Annotated in this window: 17 protein-coding genes; 1 reads left to right on the top strand and 16 read right to left on the bottom strand. The window is 65.1% G+C overall.

Annotation, left to right across the window (positions count from 1 at the left end):
* Positions 1–27: 27 nt before the first annotated feature.
* A complete protein-coding gene (locus B0G80_RS11380) occupies positions 28–1,275 on the bottom strand; it encodes an NAD(P)/FAD-dependent oxidoreductase (RefSeq protein WP_116118053.1) in 1,248 nt (415 codons plus the stop codon).
* A 135-nt stretch (positions 1,276–1,410) separates the two neighbouring features.
* Here B0G80_RS11380 and B0G80_RS11385 point away from each other — a divergent pair, with 135 nt between their 5' ends.
* Positions 1,411–2,139 (top strand): class I SAM-dependent methyltransferase, encoded by a 729-nt coding sequence (locus B0G80_RS11385; RefSeq protein WP_116118054.1) that lies wholly within the window; start codon positions 1,411–1,413, stop codon positions 2,137–2,139.
* 115 nt (positions 2,140–2,254) lie between these two features.
* Here B0G80_RS11385 and B0G80_RS11390 read toward each other — a convergent pair whose 3' ends face one another.
* The 15 genes from B0G80_RS11390 to B0G80_RS11460 are packed head-to-tail and all read right to left on the bottom strand — an operon-like array spanning position 2,255 to position 17,667.
* Positions 2,255–2,698 (bottom strand): excinuclease ABC subunit A, encoded by a 444-nt coding sequence (locus tag B0G80_RS11390; RefSeq protein ID WP_116118055.1) that lies wholly within the window; start codon positions 2,696–2,698, stop codon positions 2,255–2,257.
* Positions 2,699–2,758: 60 nt separating this feature from the next.
* Complete coding sequence (locus B0G80_RS11395) at positions 2,759–3,181, bottom strand: signal peptidase (protein ID WP_106283301.1); 423 nt, start codon at positions 3,179–3,181, stop codon at positions 2,759–2,761.
* A gap of 36 nt (positions 3,182–3,217) precedes the next feature.
* Complete coding sequence (locus B0G80_RS11400; RefSeq protein ID WP_116118056.1) at positions 3,218–4,459, bottom strand: beta-ketoacyl synthase N-terminal-like domain-containing protein; 1,242 nt, start codon at positions 4,457–4,459, stop codon at positions 3,218–3,220.
* A complete protein-coding gene (locus B0G80_RS11405; protein ID WP_116118057.1) occupies positions 4,456–5,682 on the bottom strand; it encodes a beta-ketoacyl-ACP synthase in 1,227 nt (408 codons plus the stop codon). Before B0G80_RS11405 ends, B0G80_RS11400 begins: the two co-directional genes overlap by 4 nt.
* Entirely contained in the window at positions 5,682–6,407 is a 726-nt protein-coding gene (locus tag B0G80_RS11410) for a 3-ketoacyl-ACP reductase FabG2 (protein ID WP_106283304.1), read from the bottom strand. Before B0G80_RS11410 ends, B0G80_RS11405 begins: the two co-directional genes overlap by 1 nt.
* A complete protein-coding gene (locus tag B0G80_RS11415) occupies positions 6,404–6,889 on the bottom strand; it encodes a hotdog family protein (protein ID WP_116118058.1) in 486 nt (161 codons plus the stop codon). The genes B0G80_RS11410 and B0G80_RS11415 overlap by 4 nt, the downstream gene beginning before the upstream one ends.
* 8 nt (positions 6,890–6,897) lie before the next feature.
* On the bottom strand, positions 6,898–8,079 hold the full coding sequence (locus tag B0G80_RS11420) for a beta-ketoacyl-[acyl-carrier-protein] synthase family protein (protein ID WP_116118059.1): 1,182 nt from the start codon (positions 8,077–8,079) through the stop codon (positions 6,898–6,900).
* The gene (locus tag B0G80_RS11425) at positions 8,076–10,484 is read right to left on the bottom strand and encodes an MMPL family transporter (protein WP_116118060.1); all 2,409 of its coding nucleotides are present in this window, start codon (positions 10,482–10,484) and stop codon (positions 8,076–8,078) included. Before B0G80_RS11425 ends, B0G80_RS11420 begins: the two co-directional genes overlap by 4 nt.
* Positions 10,484–11,173 (bottom strand): outer membrane lipoprotein carrier protein LolA, encoded by a 690-nt coding sequence (locus B0G80_RS11430; protein WP_106283307.1) that lies wholly within the window; start codon positions 11,171–11,173, stop codon positions 10,484–10,486. Before B0G80_RS11430 ends, B0G80_RS11425 begins: the two co-directional genes overlap by 1 nt.
* On the bottom strand, positions 11,161–11,592 hold the full coding sequence (locus tag B0G80_RS11435; protein WP_106283308.1) for a thioesterase family protein: 432 nt from the start codon (positions 11,590–11,592) through the stop codon (positions 11,161–11,163). Before B0G80_RS11435 ends, B0G80_RS11430 begins: the two co-directional genes overlap by 13 nt.
* Positions 11,589–13,184 carry a histidine ammonia-lyase gene (hutH, locus tag B0G80_RS11440; protein WP_116118061.1) on the bottom strand — a complete coding sequence of 532 codons (1,596 nt, stop codon included), beginning with the start codon at positions 13,182–13,184 and terminating at the stop codon, positions 11,589–11,591. Before hutH ends, B0G80_RS11435 begins: the two co-directional genes overlap by 4 nt.
* Positions 13,171–14,895 (bottom strand): glycosyltransferase, encoded by a 1,725-nt coding sequence (locus B0G80_RS11445; protein ID WP_116118062.1) that lies wholly within the window; start codon positions 14,893–14,895, stop codon positions 13,171–13,173. The genes hutH and B0G80_RS11445 overlap by 14 nt, the downstream gene beginning before the upstream one ends.
* Positions 14,895–16,757, bottom strand: a complete 1,863-nt coding sequence (locus B0G80_RS11450; RefSeq protein ID WP_116118063.1) for an AMP-binding protein — start codon at positions 16,755–16,757, stop codon at positions 14,895–14,897. Before B0G80_RS11450 ends, B0G80_RS11445 begins: the two co-directional genes overlap by 1 nt.
* On the bottom strand, positions 16,754–17,416 hold the full coding sequence (locus tag B0G80_RS11455; protein WP_116118064.1) for a hypothetical protein: 663 nt from the start codon (positions 17,414–17,416) through the stop codon (positions 16,754–16,756). The genes B0G80_RS11450 and B0G80_RS11455 overlap by 4 nt, the downstream gene beginning before the upstream one ends.
* A complete protein-coding gene (locus B0G80_RS11460; protein ID WP_007180827.1) occupies positions 17,416–17,667 on the bottom strand; it encodes an acyl carrier protein in 252 nt (83 codons plus the stop codon). The genes B0G80_RS11455 and B0G80_RS11460 overlap by 1 nt, the downstream gene beginning before the upstream one ends.
* Between the last annotated feature and the right edge of the window lie 2 nt (positions 17,668–17,669).

Genomic DNA, 17,669 nt, shown 5'->3' on the forward strand with positions numbered 1-17,669 from the left:
ACCGCGCAGCCCGCGCCGCACAGCTTATCAACGCTGCTGCATGCACACCTCATGCAACGCATTCAACCGCCGCACCGGATCGGCGACATATGGGTTCGACTCATCCCACGCATAACCCGCCAGCACCGAACTGATCATGCGGCGAATCGACGGCGTCTGCTCCGGATAGAAAATAATGTCCTGCAACGCACCCGAATACCAGCGCTCCACAAAAGCGCGGAACGTATCGATGCCCTTGCGCAACGGCACGTCGTAAGCGGCCGACCAGTCGACCTGCTCGCCGTCCAGTTGACGATTCAAGGTTTCCACCGCGAGATGCGCCGAGCGCAACGCAATCGTCACGCCAGACGAAAACACCGGATCGAGAAACTCGCCCGCATTGCCGAGCAGCGCGTAACCCGGCCCATGCAAACGCTCCACGTTCGCCGCATAGCCGCCGATGTGGCGAACCGGCATCAGGAACGGTGCGTTGCCGATCAAACGATTCAGCGTCGGCTCCTGCTGGATCAGCGCGCGCAACTTCGCGTTGCGCTCCGCGTCCGGCACGTCGAGGAAACTCGCCTCGGCGACACACCCCACCGACGAGCGCCCGCCCGCCAGCGGAATCATCCAGAACCACACGTCGCGGTGCTCTGGATGCGTCGCCACGCAAATCTTGTTGCGGTCCGTCACGCCGAATGGAATGCCGTCCTGCACGTGCGTGAAGATCGCGGCGCGCGTGGGCATGCGCGTCGGCGCTTCGAGGTTCAGCAGGCGCGGCAACACGCGGCCAAAGCCGCTTGCGTCGAACACGAAACGCGCTTCGATCTGATACGCGTGATCCGCTTCGTCGATCACATCGACCAAAGGCGTGGCGCCGGTATGAACCGCGCGCACCGCGTGGCCGAAGCGCACCTCGGCGCCCTGCTCCGCCGCGCAGCGGATCAGAATGTCGTCGAATATCGCGCGTTCCACCTGGTAGGTGGTGCCCCAACCCGGCGAGTGCTTGTCGCGGAAGTCGAACGCCGACGACTGGTCGCGATACACGAAATGCGCGCCATTCTTGTACTGGAAGCCCGCTTCGACCACGGCCTGCAGCATGCCGGCCTCTTCGAGATAGGCCATGCTCTGCGGCAGCAGGCTCTCGCCGATGGAAAAGCGCGGGAAGTGCTGGCGTTCCAGTACCAGCACAGAGCGCCCGGTCTTGCGCAGCAAGGCTGCCGCCACCGCGCCCGCCGGTCCCGCACCGATGATCACGACATCCACTGTCGTGCGCTTTGAAGAATGTGTACTCAAAATTGCCTCAATCGTTTGGCTTGCCCGGAGCAGCGTTTCGCTGCATCCTTACGTCTCGTTACAACTACGCTTTAACGCCTCGAAGGATGTCTTCAGGGCGGGTACAGCAAGACGCCATTTCGCGGGGAGCCCAGCGTGTCGCCATCCGAAACATCCAGTGTGCCTTTCGTGCCGGAAACGGCTTTCGGGATCTGGTTCCTGCGTACCTATACCTGGGAACATCATGTGCTGCGGGTCGCGATCAACGACCTCAAACGCCTGATCGATACGCCCTTGCCCGAGGCGCCGGTGATCGTCGACGTCGGCTGCGGCCAAGGCATTTCCTTCCGTCTGCTCGCGCAGGCGTTCAAGCCGCGCCGCCTTGTCGGCATCGACTTCCACGAGCCGTCGCTGGCGCTTGCCGCTCAGGCCGCGGGCGCCTGCTGTGACAAGCTGGCAGATATCGAACTGCTGCACGGCGACTGCGCGAAACTGCCGCTGCCCGACGCAAGCGCCGATATCGTGTTCTGCCATCAAACTTTCCACCACCTCGTCGAGCAGGACCGCGCGCTCGCCGAGTTCCACCGCGTGCTCAAACCGGGCGGCGTGTTGCTATTCGCCGAATCCACCGACGCGTACATCAAATCGTGGGTGATCCGGCTGCTGTTCCGTCATCCGATGCACGTGCAAAAGAGCGCCGACGGCTACCTCGACATGATCCGGCGCGGCGGCTTTCACTTCAGCGAGCGCAACGTGTCGCTGCCCTACCTCTGGTGGAGCCGCGCGAAAGACTTCGGTCTGTTCGAACGGCTCGGGCTGTCTCATCCGCAACCCGGCAAGCGTCGGGAAACGCTGGTCAATGTCGCGGCGGTCAAAGCCAGTTAATGCGCAGCAAGGCACGCGCCTGATGCGATAAAACAGCGCAAGGCGGCGTACACCGCCTTCCTGCTTGCCTCGCGCGCATGTGCAGTTCTCCGCGCTGATTTGCGCGGACCCATTCTTACTTGCGCAGCGTCACCACTTCGCCCGTCAACGCGACGCCGGCAACCACCGCGCCGGCGCCGCAAGTGTACTCGGTGGCGCTCTCACGCAATTCGTTCTTGTAGTTGCTCTTGATGTTGATCACGGCGTTGCCGCCTTCCTTACGCGCGCGTTCCTGCAACTCGATCACGGCGGAGAGAAACACGTGCTGGCAGGCTTGCAAATCGCTCTTGCCGAACGCGTTGGTCTTCTTGTTGGTCGCGAATTCGCCTATCGTCTTCACGACAGCCGGATGGCGCTGGCCCGCGAAATACAGCCCGATGTCCTCGCTCACTTTGCCCGGTTCGCTTTGCAAGGCCTGCTCGACCGGAAAGTAGCTGACGGTATCGCGAGCGAAAGCCGGCGCAGCGCTCAGCGTGGCAAACGAAGCAAACAATGCAGCAAACAGCAGATGGCGTTTCATTGAGACTCCTTGGTGGTTGTTGTTGCTCTGTGAGTCCTATTTCAATCAGCCTGGTTCGGCTCAGTTCGATTCCAGCACGACGAGCTGACCGCTCACCGCAATCGCGGCGGCGCTCGGACTCACGCCGCAGGTGAATTCCGTCGACGAGTTGCTCTCAGTGCTATGAAAACGCGTCGACACATCGATGACGGCATTGGCGTGGCGTTCGTTGGCCGCCGCGCGCAGTTTCCGCACCGCTTCGACAAGCGCTTCGTGACAGGCGTCGTCGGGATCGGCGACCTTGCGCGCGATCCGCACGGAGTACGACACATCGCCCAACCTGCTCTTGACCGCCGGGTGATCCTGCTGACCGAAATACACCGGCACGTTGCCGCGCGATTCGCCGCCGGCCGCGGCGAGCGGCAGCGACTTCACCTGCGTGGCGCAACCCGTCAGCGTCAGCGCCATGACTGCCAGCGCACCCAATACACCTGTTCTTTTCATTCTTATCACCCTCGTTTTATTAAAGTCGCGACCGTTTCAGCCGCCCTGCCATGCTTCGAACACCAAACTCGCACAACTGCCGCCGAACCCGTATGACACCGACATCGCCGTGCCGATGCGCGCGTCGCGCGTCGTGCGCACGAGCGGCATGCCGTCGAGCGCCGGCTCCGGCGTGTCGATATCCGCCGTACCCGCAATGAAGCCGTCGCGCATCATCAGCAGTGTGTAGATCGCCTCGTGCGCGCCGCACGCGCCAAGCGGATGCCCGGTCATGCCCTTGGTCGACGAAAACGCCGGCACGCGATGGTCGAACGCCGCGCCGAACACCTCCTTCAACGCGTGCAGTTCTTCCAGGTCGCCGAGTGGGGTCGACGGTGCGTGTGTGTTGATGTAGTCGGGCCGCTTGCCCGCTTCGTTCAGCGCGCCGCGCATGGCGCGCGCAATCCCCGCCGCGCGCGGCGTGACCATGCCTGCGCTGTCCGTGCAGTCGCCGAATCCTGTGAGCTCCGCGTAGATCCGCGCGCCGCGTGCCAGCGCGTGATCGAGTGCTTCGAGCACCAGCACGCCGCCGCCCGACGCAATCACAAAACCGTCGCGCTCCGTGTCGTAGGGGCGCGATGCCGTCTGCGGCGTGTCGTTGAAGCAGCGCGACAATGCGCCCATCGCGTCGAACATCAGCGTCATGTTGTCGTGCAACGATTCGCTGCCGCCGGCCAGCACGATCTGCTGGCGGCCGGTCTGGATCAGTTGCATCGCCTGGCCGATTGCGAGCGCCGAAGTCGTGCACGCCGAGGACGGTGAGTAGCTCACACCTTCGGGGCCAAATACTTGCGCGACGTTGGCCGACGCGGTGCTGCTCATCGCATGCGGCACGACGTAGGGCGGCACTTTCTCGACGCCGCGTGTGTTGGCGACAGTCATGGCCGCGTCGTAGCTCAGCATGTTGCCGACGCCCGAACCGATCACCGTGCCCGCGCGCGGCGAGCGCAAGTGCGTCGGGTCGAGCCCGGCGTCGTTGATCGCCTTGCGCGCGGCATGACACGCAAACCGCGCTGTGTCGCCCATGAAGCGTTCGAGCTTGCGCTCGAACGGCGTCTCATGCGCGACTGACGCAACGCCCGCGACCTGCGAGCCGAAGCCGCGCTCGCGCCATGCCTCGATCCGTTCGATTCGCGAGCGGCCCGCGCGCAACGCAGCGGAAACATCATCGAGCGTATTGCCGAGACACGACACGATGCCCATGCCGGTCACGACCACGCGCTGCATCGCGACGCTCATCGAACGCGCCTGAAAACCAGCGACGTGTTGATGCCACCGAACGCGAAGTTGTTGCTCATCACATACTCGGCGTCGATTTCGCGGCCCGTGCCGACGATGTAATCGAGCGGCGCGCAGGCCGGATCGACATTCTCCAGGTTCAAGGTCGGCGCATACCAGTTGCGCTTCATCATCTCGATGGTCCACCACGCTTCGAGCGCGCCGCACGCGCCGAGCGTGTGGCCGACGTAACTCTTGAGCGAGCTGATCGGCATGCGCGCGCCGAAGGTCTGCGCGGTCGCATGGCTTTCGGCGATGTCACCACGATCCGTCGAGGTGCCGTGCGCGTTCACATACGCAATCGCTTCGGGCGGCAGTTGCGCGTCGTCGAGGGCGAGCCGCATCGCGAGCGCCATGGTTTCGGCGGTCGGCTGGGTCATATGCGCGCCGTCCGAGTTACAGCCGAAGCCGACAATCTCAGCGTGAATCCGCGCGCCGCGCGCCACCGCATGTTCATATTCTTCGAGCACCAGCGTGGCCGCGCCTTCGCCGACCACGAGGCCGTCGCGTGCGGCGTCGAATGGACGTGGTGTGAGATGCGGCTCGTCGTTGCGCGTGCTGGTGGCGTACAGCGTGTCGAACACGGCGACCGCCGGCCCCGACAATTCCTCCGCGCCGCCCGCCAGCATCAGTGTCTGCTTGCCGCTCTGGATTGCTTCATACGCGTAGCCGATCGCCTGACTGCCCGACGCGCATGCGCACGAGGTCGGAATGATCCGCCCTTTCAGGTCCCAGAACAGGCTGACGTTGACCGCGGTGGTATGCGGCATCATCTGCACGTAGCTGTTCGACGTGACGTCGCTCATCGAGCCGGTTTCGAGCATCGTGCCGAACGCGCGGATCGGCTGCACCGAGCCCGACGATGAACCATATGCGACGCCCATGCGGCCGCCCTTGATGGTGTCGTCGTCGGCAAGGCCCGCGTCGGCGAGCGCCAGTTCGCTGGCGCGCACCGAGTACATCGACACCGGACCCATCGAACGCGTCTTCTTGCGCGGATAATGTGCGGGCGTCGTGAAGCCCGGCAGCGGACACGCCAGCCGCGTATGCAGCGATTCGAAGTAATCCCACTCGGGCATGCGGCGCACGGCGTTCACGCCGCTCTTCAAGCGCGTTTCGATCACGTCCCAGCTATCGCCCAACGCCGTGACGCCGCCCATGCCGGTTATGACGACGCGCTTCATCAGATCATCCCGCCGTTGACGCCGATCACCTGACGCGTGACATACGAGGCCGCATCCGACATCAGGAAGCTGACCACGGACGCCACCTCGGCAGGCTGGCCGACGCGGTTCATCGGCACCGTCTTGAGCGCCTGCTCGAGCGGCATTTCATCGAGCATGCCGGTCTCGATCAGACCCGGCGCCACGCAATTGACGGTGATGTTGCGCGACGCCAGTTCGACGGCGAGCGCCTTGCTCGCGCCGATCAGACCGGCCTTCGCCGCGCTGTAGTTCACCTGGCCGCGATTGCCCATCACGCCGGACACCGAAGCGATCGTGACGATGCGGCCGCCCTTGCGGGCGCGCACCATCGGCATGGTCAACGGATGGACCACGTTATAGAACGAGTCGAGACCGGTTTCGATCACGATGTCCCAATCTTCTTCGGTGAGCGCGGGGAATGCGGCGTCGCGCGTCACGCCCGCGCTGCACACGATGCCGTAATACGGGCCGTTCGCCGCAACGTCTGCTTCGAGCACTTCGCGGCACACCGCGCGCTCGCGCACGTCGAATTGCAGCACGCGCGCCGTGCCGCCTTGTGCGGCGATGCCCGTCGCCACCGCATCGGCTTCGCTGCGCCCCGTGCGGCAATGCACGGACACCGCGAAACCATCGGCGGCCAACTTGTACGCAATCGCGCGGCCGATGCCGCGGCTTGCGCCGGTAACGAGAACACGCCGGCTCATGAACTGAAGCTCCCTTCGATGAATGACTGAAAATCGCGCGGTTGAAAGACCTTGATGACGGCTTCGGCGCACACCGCGTCGCCGTGCCGGATCATGCATTCGTAGGCGCCATGACCCTCTTCGCTGCGCAGCAGTTCCACCACGTGGACCGACAACTGCGCGCCGCCCTCGAACGACGGCTGCAATGCCTTGTAGCTGCGCGAGCCGAGCAGCACGCCGGGCCGCGCGCGGCCGCCGCCGCGCATGGCCAGCAACGCGACGTGCGCGGCGATCGCCTGCGCCATCAGTTCGATGCCGATCCACGCGGGCATCGCGCCATCGGCGTCGGCATACCAGGCGTCGGCTCGCACCGTGGCGCGCGCAGTCAGCGTTTCTTCGCTGAAACTGTCAACCGAGTCGATCAGCAGCATGGTGCCGCGATGCGGGATGATCGCTTCGATCGGCTGCTGGACCAGTTCGTCAACGGTGGGCGTGGGGTTCATCGGCTGGCTCATCGGGCAAGAACGAGGCTGACATTGCTGCCGCCGAAGGCAAATGAATTGCTCATCGCGTATTGCGCGCCACCTTGTGGCATGAAGCGCTCGCTAACGATGAGGTCCAGCGCGGGCAACGCGGGATCAGCCTCGCCGTCCCAAAGATGACGCGGCAGCGGCACGTCGTCATGCGCCAGCGGGAGCCACGTGAAGGCCAGTTCGGTGGCGCCCGCAGCGCCGAGCTGGTGGCCGGTCAACGGTTTGGTGCCGCTCGTCGCCACGCCTTGCGGAAACACGCGCGACATCAGAGCCGCTTCCATTTCATCGTTCTTGCGTGTGGCGGTGGCGTGCAGATTCACGTAACCGATCGCCGACGACGCGATGCCCGCATCGGCAAGCGCCGCGCGCAAAGCGAGTTCGCCGCCCACCCCTTGCGGGTCCGGCGACGAAATGTGATGCGCGTCGCTCGATTCGCCGACGCCCGCGAGCCGCACCGCCGCTTCGTCGCGGCTCATGAGAAACACGGCCGCGCCTTCACCGACGTTGATTCCACAACGGTTGCGGCTCATCGGATTGCTGCGCACGTTGCTGGTCGATTCGAGCGATGCGAAACCCTGCACCGTCAGCTCGCACAGCGAATCGACGCCGCCCACCACGACGGCGTCGCACAGTTGCAATTGCAGCAACCGGCGCGCGGACGCGAAAGCCTTCGCGCTCGACGTGCACGCGGTCGAGATGGTGAACGCCGGGCCATGCAGACCGAGCGCAGCGGCGGCGAACGGGGCGGCCGTGCCGATTTCCATTTGCCGGTAATTAAAGTTCGAGGGCAGATCGCCCGCCTGCGCCTGATAGACGAACGCCGCTTCAGCGGCTTCGATACCCGACGTGCTGGTGCCGAGCACCACGCCGATGCGATGCGCGCCGTAGCGCTCGCGCGCCGCCTCGACAACGGGCCCGATCTGCGTCAGCGCGGCGAGCAGCAAGCGGTTGTTGCGGCAGTCGTAACGCGCGAGTGCGGCGGGCGGCGCAAGATCCAGCGGCGTGAGTACGCTGCCGACGAACGCCTCGCCGATCCCGGTATGCGCGTTTGCCATACCCGGCGAACGAGCGGCGGCGAGCGCTGGGACAATGCTGTCGAGGTCGCCGCCGAGCGCGTTGATCATGCCGAGCGCGTGCAAATAGACTGATGGCGCTTTCATGCGGCCCTCCTTGATTCCGATGGCATGCCGATCGGCGCGAGCAGCACCGAGACCGCGATGCCGAGCGCGAGTGTCGCGCCGAAGCTCTTCAGCGCAGGCATTGCGCTCATGCCGAGCATGCCGAACGATAACAATGTCGTGGCCGCCGACAGCAGCACGCCCGTCCATACCGCGCCGAGATCCGCGTCCGCGCGCAGGCAGCCTTCGCGCAGGAACACGGCATAGTTTGCGCCCACGCCGAGCACGAGCATCAGCGCGAGCCAGTTAAACAGATTGAGCGGTACGTGGGCGTAGCCGAACACGGCCAGCGTGACGCCCACCGCGAGCAGCACCGGCAAGGTCACGGCAACGCCACCGCGCAATTTGTAGCGCAGCATCAGCAGGACGAGTACGAGGGCAAGCGCGCCGCCGAGCCACCAGCCGCTATCCACGCGATACGCGCCGAACAGCTTCGACACGCTGGCGGCCTTGTCGACGAACACGACACCGGGCAAGCCTTGCGCGGTTGCGATCAAGGCGGGTTCGTTCTGCGGCGTCACGCCTTGCGGAATGACGACCGCCGCATAGGCTTTCGTCGACGAATCGACTTGGCCGAGCCAGAGGTGTTTGTATGGTTGCGACCACGGCGCCGCGAGCCACGTATCGATCGTGAGCGGCGTTTGCGGCTTGGCGTAAGCAGCGAGCCAGGCGTCGGCGACTTCGTCCTTGAAACCGGCTTGCAGGAGCGTGGCGCGCAAGGCCGCACGATCATTGAACACATGCTGCGCAAGCAACGCGCGATCTTCATTCTGCTGTTTCGCGGACGGTACGAACTGCGCGACCGATTGATAGCCGCCGACCTTGTTCGCGGTGCCGTTCAATGCATCCAGTCTCGTGCCCAAGGCTTCCGCGCGTTGAAGTACGACCTCGGGCGTCTCGCCGCGCACGACGAAAAACTGCGCGCTGTTATCCACGCCGACCGCCGCACGCACTTTGTCTTCCTGCGCGACGAGCGCGGGATCGCGCTGAATCAGCAGATGGATATCGTCGTCGCTGGTCAGACGCAGCCAGCCGGGAATCGCGAGCAGCAGCAACAGCGCCGCCACGAACCACGCCCGCTTGCCACCGATCGTGCGATGCCAAACTGTCAGCACGCGCGCCGCACCTGCGAACACGCGCCTGGGGCTGCGTTTGGGCGCGCGCGTGAGCAATGCGGGCAGCAGCCACAGCACGGAGGCGAACGCCGTCGTAATACCGGCAATCGCGAAACAGGCGATCTGCTTGAGCGCGGGAAACGGCACCCATGTGAGGATCGCGTAGCCGAGCAGACTCGTCGCAAGCGCCACGCTCAACGCGGGACGCACCGCGCGCGCGCCACGCCGAGCGTCCCAATCGCGTTGCGCGCCGAGATACACGACGAAGTACTGAATCGAATAGTCGACGGCCTCACCGATCAGGCTGGCGCCGAACACGAGCGTCAGCAGATGCAGCTTGCCGAATATCAGCATCGTGACCGCCAGCGCGCAGACAACGCCGAGCGCGGTCGACACGAAGCCGAGCAGCAACAGACGCGGCGAACGGAACACCCACATCATCAGCAGCGCGATACCGCACAGCGACGCGACGCCGATCAGATGCACTTCATGTTCCGACGCGCTGCGTGCCGATTCCGCGTAGAAGACGGCGCCGGTTCGCGCCACGGAGACATCGGGGAACGACTGCTTCAACGCGCTTTCGCCTTGGGCGAGTGCCGCGAGTACCGCGTGCTGCGTCTTCGTTTCGTAAGCGGAGCCCGGCAGCGTCGCAACGATCAGCACGCTGGTGGCCGCACCTCGATGCGCAACCAGCAGGTTGTCTTCAAGTTCGAGATTCGAAGTGGCGAGCGGCAGTCCGTCGAGCCAGTGTTCGAGCCAGCCGAAGGGATCGTCGGCGAGCGGCGTGGTGAGTCCGCCGCGCAGCGGGCTGTAGATGCGCTGGGCGAGCGCGTCATGCAGCGTGGTGCCAACCGTGCCGCTCGCGAGCGCCGCGCGATCCGCGGGCGCCAGCAAGCCGAAGCGATACGGCATGTACAGCGACGCGATCTGCGACAAATCGAACGGCGGCAACTCCGCGGTCACCGAACCGAATGCGCCGCTCTTTTGCAAGGTCGCGCCGAGTTGTTTCGCCGCGACTTTCGCGTGCGCGTCGTCGTTACTGGTGACGAGGAAAACGGTGCGGTCGCCGAGCGCGCTCGCCAGTGTATCGACCGCCTTTTCCGCGATCGGGTCGGCCTCAGTCGCGGGCAAGAGCGCGAGCAGATTGGTTTGCAACGGCGACGGCCCCGCGAACCGCCAGCCGCAATAGAGTGCCGCAACGAGCGCGAGCAGCAGCCACGCGGCGCGCATGCCCCACGCCTGTTTCGCGGATCGCTGTTGCAGCATGTCCATTACGGCGCTCCGAGCAGACCGCGTTCGGCCGCGGTGAGTTCGGTCACGGCCGCGCTCTTCGTGAAGTCGAGTTGCGTGATGTCGCCGTTCGCGAGCGTAATGCGCAAGCGCTGCAGATAGTCGCCGCCGTTCATCTCCAGACCTTTGATCGACTGCGCGATCTGCGGCTGGTTCGGCGTGAGTTGCATGCGCCATTGCGCGGCGCTGCCTTCGGCCTGCACGTCGAATTGCGAGTACAGCGCCGATAGATCGCCACCGAGCATCGCGCGCATCATCTTCGAGACTTGCGCGACGCCGCGCGTGCCCTGCGCGCTGTGGGCCGTGACGCGCTGGCCGTTGGCGTTGACTTCGGTTACGCCGGCATCGGTGATCACGTAGGTGGCTTTGTACGGCGTGTCGATCTGCCAGATCACGCCGCGTTCGCGGAAGAACAGAAGTGAGCCGGTGCTCACCAGCGGCTGCTTCATCGCGGCGAGGGTTTGCGTCTGCGTGAATTGCGCGCGCACACCCTTGGCTTGCGCGAGGTGCGCAGCGATCTGCGAGACGAGCGCGGGATTGCCGGACGCGGCTTCTTTCGTCGAGACAGGCGACGCGGCCGACGCGGGCTCCGTCGATACGACGGTTGCCGCGAGCACGCTCAGCGCGCTCAATGCCCCCGCGATCACGACGCGGAAATTCATCGTCCCCATACGCGCTCCAGCTTCTCGAACACAACCGGCGGCGAGACGAACTGCAACTCCTGAGTGGCGGCATCGACCGCGACCTGGATCGTATAACCCTTGGTCAATCGCGTGCCGGTCGCGCAGTCGACGATTTCATAGCCTATTTTCAGGCGGTTTTCGTGTTCGAGCAGTTGCGTGCGCACTTCGATCTGCTGACCGTAGGTGGCCGGCTTCACGTACTTGAGATGCGCTTCCACGATCGGCCACAGATAACCCGACGCCTGCATCTCACGATAGTCGTAGTCGAACGCGCGCAACAACGCCGCGCGGCCGATCTCGAAGTACTTCAGGTAATGGCCGTGCCAACAGACGTTCATCGCGTCGACATCGTGGAACGGCACTTCCACCGTCGCGCTCGCACTCAGCACTTTGCGGGGATCGGTCATGCGTTCGATCCTCCGCGATAGTCGCTCGCCAGATCGCACGCGGCAATGCGCGCGGTCAGCGCACGCAGTTCGTGTTCTAGCGCGCGGTCTTCGTCGACGAATGGCGACTGTGCGCTTACGCTGTCCATGAACGCCTGCAGCGGCGCCGGCACCGGCGTCGCGCTGTCGATCTTCAGGCGCAGGCGCGCGGCTTGCACGGTGGCGAGCGTATGCGCGGCGGCGACCTGCTCGGTCAGTTCCAGCACGCGCAAGCAGTCGCGCGCGGCGATCGTGCCCATGCTGACCTTGTCCTGGTTGTGCGCCTCGGTGGAACGCGAAAAGACGCTAGCGGGCATCGTGTTCTTCAAGGCTTCCGCAGTCCACGCGGACGACGAAATCTGCACCGCCTTGAAGCCGTGATTGATCGCGGCGCGCGCGGGAGCCGCGCCCGACAGATTGCGCGGCAGGCCGTTATTAAAATTCACGTCGACCAGCAATGCGAGTTGCCGGTCCATCAGATCGGCGAGGTTGGCAACCGCGACCTTCAGCGAGTCCATCGCGAACGCAATATGGCCGCCGTAGAAGTTGCCGCCGTGCAGTACGCGTTCGTTGTCCGGATCGATCAGCGGGTTATCGTTCGCGCTGTTCAGTTCATTCTCGACATCGCGACGCACCCACGACAGCGCATCGCGCGCCACGCCGATCACATGCGGCGCGCAGCGAATCGAATAACGGTCTTGCAGACGGTGGCCCGGCGTGTCGTCGCGGCCTGACAGGTCATCGCGAATCCATGCGGCGGCTTCCGCCTGGCCGGCATGCGGCTTCACTTCGAAGAGCATCGCGTCGAAGTGTGCGGCGCGGCCGTCGAGCGCGACGGTGCATAGCGCAGTCAGACGTGCCGTGAGCCGCGTCAGATGATCGGCGCGCGCGAACGCGAGACAGGCGAGGCCCGTCATCACGGCCGTGCCGTTCATCAGCGCGAGCCCTTCTTTCGGCGCGAGCGTGAGCGGCGCATGGCCGAGTTCGGCCCACACTTCGCGTACGTCACGCAAACGCCCTTCGAACATCACGTCGCGTTCACCCGCGAGCGCTGCGGCCACATATGAGAGCGGCGTGAGATCGCCGCTCGCGCCGACCGAGCCTTCCGACGGAACGCGCGGCAGCACACGATGATTGACCAGATCGGCCAGACGTTCGAGCAACACGGGACGCACGCCGGAAAAACCATAAGCGAGCGAGTTGAGTCGCGCGGCGATCACGGCGAGTGTTTGCGCGTCGTCGAGATACTGGCCCATGCCGCAGCCGTGATAACGCGTGAGCTGCAGCGGCAAGGCTTCGACGAGTTCCATCGGCACGTCGACCACGCAGGCGTCGCCGTAACCGGTGTTGACGCCGTACACTGTCGCGCCCGCGGCCAGATGGCGGCGTAGAAAATCCGCGCCGCGCTGGATGCGCGCGCGCCATGCCGGATCGTCGCTCAAGGCGACCGGCGCGCGATGCTGCGCAATCGCGACGACCTCTTCGATCGTCAGCTTGCGGCCGCCGATCACGACGGCCGCGTTGTTCACGGTCGCGCCCGCATCCTGCACATCGATCAGATCATGTTCGGCCATTCGCGCCTCGCTTGGGGCTGGCCCAGAAATCGAAGAAATTGAACCATTGATAAGGTGCCTTGCGGCAATAGTGTTCGAGACGCACGGCGTAGCGCTGTGCCCACGCAGCGAGATGCTGCGCGCGTTCGCGGCGCGGCAATTCGATGCGCTCGGCAAACGGTTCGAAATACAGACGGTAGCCGTCGCGCTCTTTCAGACAGAAGAACAGATAGACCGGACAGCCCAACGCATGCGCGAGCACATATGGACCTTGCGCGAACGGCGCGGTCGAGCCGAGAAATTGCGCTTCGGTCGTGCGGCCCGCTTCGTGCGCGGGCACGCGGTCGCCGACGATCACCAGCAGCTCGCCGGCATCGACGCGCTCCTGCATCATCATCGCGGTCTCGGGACCGAAGTCGCTGACTTCGAGCAGATGCTTCGCGAACTCGCTATTGGCGGAGGCCAGCACGCTGTTAAAGCGGCGCGCGTGTTCCGTATAGACGACCGCCGTGACCTTCGCATAAGCGCCCTGCGCGGCGAGCGCGCGGGTCATTTCCAGATTGCCGAGATGCGCGCCGATCACGAGCGCGCCCTTGCCGCTCGCCACTAATGTTTCGAATGCCGAAGGATCTTCGAATTTGACGTCGGCGTTGTTCACGCGGCCCGACCATGCCGCGAGTTTGTCGAAGCCCGATTGCGCGAACGCCAGCATATGGCGATACGCGGACAGCCAGCCTGGGCGCGGCGTGTTCCCGTGCGGCGCGCCCTCGCCGAGATGCTTGAAATAGTTGCTGGAAGCTTCGCGCGCGGCGCGGCCCGTCAGCAGAAAATACGCGACGATCGGATGCAGCCACAGCGCGGTGAAACGTCGGCCGAACAGCTTGCAACTCAACGCGAGCAGCGACATGCCCAGATGGCTGCCGCGTTCGGCAATGCGCCACCAGTCCTGTTCGTTTTCTTTGACCTGCTCGCCTGCAAGTGCGGAGCGGCGCGGCATGACCTTATGCGCGAGCAGCATCGGCAGACGCCACAGCATGCCGAACACGAGCCGCGTATGACTGCGGCTGATGCGTACGTTGTCCCATAGCACGTCGAAATGCGAGACGCCGTCGCTCGCATACGTGACGCGCGTCGGAATCGAACGGAATGCCGCGCGCCGCCAATACAGGCGAACGAGGATCTCGATGTCGAAGTCCATGCGCGTGGGCAGTTGCACGCTGTCGATCAGATTGCAGGCGAGCGTCAGCGGATAGAGGCGAAAGCCGCACATCGAGTCGCGGATCGTTAGCGAAAGCGTTTCGATCCACACCCACACGTGCGTCAGATAGCGGCCGTAAAGACGCGCTTTCGGCACGCTCTCGTCGTAGACCGGACGGCCGAGAATCACCGCACCCGGTTCGGCACGCGCCGCTTCGATGAAACGCGGCACGTCGGTGGCATCGTGCTGGCCGTCGGCGTCGATCTGCAACGCGTGCGTGTAGCCCGCCTTGCGCGCGGCGCGCAATCCCGCCATCACGGCCGCGCCTTTGCCGCCGTTCACCGGCAGTCGCAGCAGCGTGAGTTGCCCCGCGTACTGCTGCGCGAGCACGGCGAGCACCTGCTGGGTGGCCTCGTCGCTGCCATCGTCGACGACGAAAAACGGCAGGCCGTGCACCGCCAGATGCGCGACGGTCGCGCCGATCGCATCCTTATGGTTGTAGATCGGAATGACGATGCAGGGGGAGAAAGTCATCACACGGACTCCCCGTAGACGATCACGCCTGACGCGCAATCACGGCCGTTCACGCGGTACGCGAACTGCACGCGACGGCGCGTTGCGTCGTGAGCGAGCGTGAGCTTGAGCACCGCGCCCGGCGAGACCGGCGCCATGAACTTCAGACGATCGATCGACGCCACCGCGCGTGCCGCCGGCACGTGCTCGGCGGCCAGGCGCACTGCCCAATCAACCTGCACCACGCCGGGAAGAATTGGCAGCCCGGGAAAGTGGCCGGCGAAATGCACGAGCGTTGGCGGCACGCGTAACTCGTAGTGCAGCGTGTCGCCGCTGCGCGCTTCGGACAGCACTTCCATGCCTTCGACGCGCGGTTCGAACGCGGCCGCCACGCCGGCCACCGGCAGCTTGCCGCGCGCGTCGAACGGCAGCGTGACGCGAAAACGCCAATGGCGCGGCAGCACCACGACATCGAAATATTCGGCGAGATGCCGGCGCAGCACTTTCGCGAGCGCCACGCGGCCGTCGTCGCGCAAAGCCGCGCCGCCCGCTTCGGTCAGCGCTACGACCGCCCCGACGCGCTCGCGCGAGGCGCCGGCGAGCGGCACGAGCGCCGCTTGCGCCACATACGGATGCAGCGCGAGGCGCGCTTCCAGTTCCGGCAGCGAGACGCGTTTGCCGTCGAGCTTGAGCACGCGGTCGAGCCGGCCTTGCAGGCGGAAACGGCCCTCGGCGTCGAAGGCGATCTTATCGTCGGTGCGATGCCAGCCGGCGTGATCGAGATGCGGCGAGCGGACATTCAACGCGCCGTCTTCGTCGCGGCGCACTTCGATGCCGGACACCGGTTGCCAGGCATCGGTCTGATCCTGGCGCCGCCACGCGATGCCGCCGGTTTCCGTGCTGCCGTAGATTTCAAGCGGCGCGGCGCCGTAGGCCGCGGCGTATTCCTGCGCGGCTTCGAGTGCGAGCGGACCGCCCGATGAGAAAAATGCGCGCGGCGGCGGCGTCAGGTCGGCGAAACCTGGCAACGCGGGCCAGCGCGATAGTTGCGCAGGTGTCGAGACGATCACCGCTGCGCCGCCGTGGTCGATCTGCGTTTGCAGATGCAACGGCTCGATGCTCACCGCGCGATCGAATGCGCGACCCGCTGCGAGCGGCCAGAGCACGCGGAACAGCAAACCGTAGATGTGGTGATGCGGCACGCTCGCGAGCATCGTCGCGTCGCCGACTAGCGCACCCCACTGCTTTTCGAGCGTGTGCACTTCGGCGTTGAATTGCGCGAGCGTCTTGCGAATCGGCTTGGGGCGGCCGCTGCTGCCGGAGGTGTAGAGCGTGAGCGGGGCTTGGGGGTCGATCGCGTGGGTGAAGTGGTTCGGTTGCGCTGAAGCCGCTTCGGCGCTGGCGTTCGGGACGGCATTGGCGTCGGCGTCGGCGTCGGCATTGGCTGTAAATACGGCGTTGGTGTTGGCGTCGGCGTTGGCGTTGACGCTGGCGTTGCCGGGGCCTTTGCCGAAAGCGCCGCCGGTGGCCTCGGTCAAACCGTCGGCATCTGCCGCAAACGCGAACGGCGGCAAGTCTGCGTCCGTCAGCATGACTTCATACGCATCGGCGAGATCGGCGAGATAACCCGGCGTCGAGTTGGCCGGAATCACCGGCTCCTTGCCGCACGCGAACAGCGCGAATAGCGCGCAGGCAAAATCGAACGGATCGTCGATGCACAGCGCGTAGCGTTGCGCGTCTTGCGTTTGCACGAGGGCGACGAGCACAGCGACACGCGCGCGAAACGCCGCGCGATCGAGCACCGCGGCACCGTCCCGGCATACGGGTGCAGGCACCGCAGCAGGCTCATCGGCCATCGACAACAGATCATGCAACGCGATCATGCCGCCTCCGAACGCGCGGCGCGCGGCAGCACGACCAGATAACGCCAGATGACCTCGGCCACCAGCAGCACGCCGATCAGCACATAGGCGATCGCGCCGTTGTAGAGCGACCAGCTCGCCCGGCTCCAGTACAACGCCGTGTATGCGGAAAACACGCCGTTCAGCGCGAAGAAAGCGCACCACACCTGAGTCACGCGCAGCGTGTGGCGCACCGCGCCCGGCGGCAGATTCGGATTGCCGAGGCGCGCGAATTTTTCGATCATCGACGGCCCACGCACGAGCGTCGCTCCGAACGCGATCAACAGGCCCAGGTTGACGAGCGACGGATAGAGACGCAGCAGCAGTTCGCTATTGGTCAACACGATCGCCGCCGACGCGCAGCTCAGCAAGCCGACCACGGTCCAGTCGATCGAGGAAAGCCGCCGCAGCGAGGTCGCGACTGGCCCGCTGCCGGCCCAGCGCTGCAGCCACAGGATCGCGAACAGCATGCAGCCGACGTAGCGCGGCGTGTCCCATTTCCACGCGCACAGAATCAGCGCGGGGTAGGCAAGCTTCAAGAGCACCTGCACGACGGTTTTGCCCAGGTGGCGCTCAGTGCCGGGCGAGGCATCGGCGGCCCGATCCGCCGCCGCTTGCGTTCGCGAGCGCGCGGCGGCCATCAGCCCTGTGCCGCCAGCAGCGATTCGACTGCACCAATCACGTCGCCAACGGTGCGCACCGACTTGAACTCTTCCGGCTTGATGCGGCGCCCGGTCATTTCCTGCAGTTTGATCGCGAGGTCGACGGCGTCGATGCTGTCGAGATCGAGGTCTTCGAACAGATGCGCCTCGGGCGTGACGCGCTCGGGCTCGATCGCGAAGTTCTCTTTGAAGATGGCGCGGATGCGCTCCAGAATCTCTGCCTCGGACACGA

Origin of the sequence: Paraburkholderia sp. BL6669N2 (genome assembly GCF_003387275.1) — a bacterium.
Lineage (GTDB): Bacteria > Pseudomonadota > Gammaproteobacteria > Burkholderiales > Burkholderiaceae > Paraburkholderia.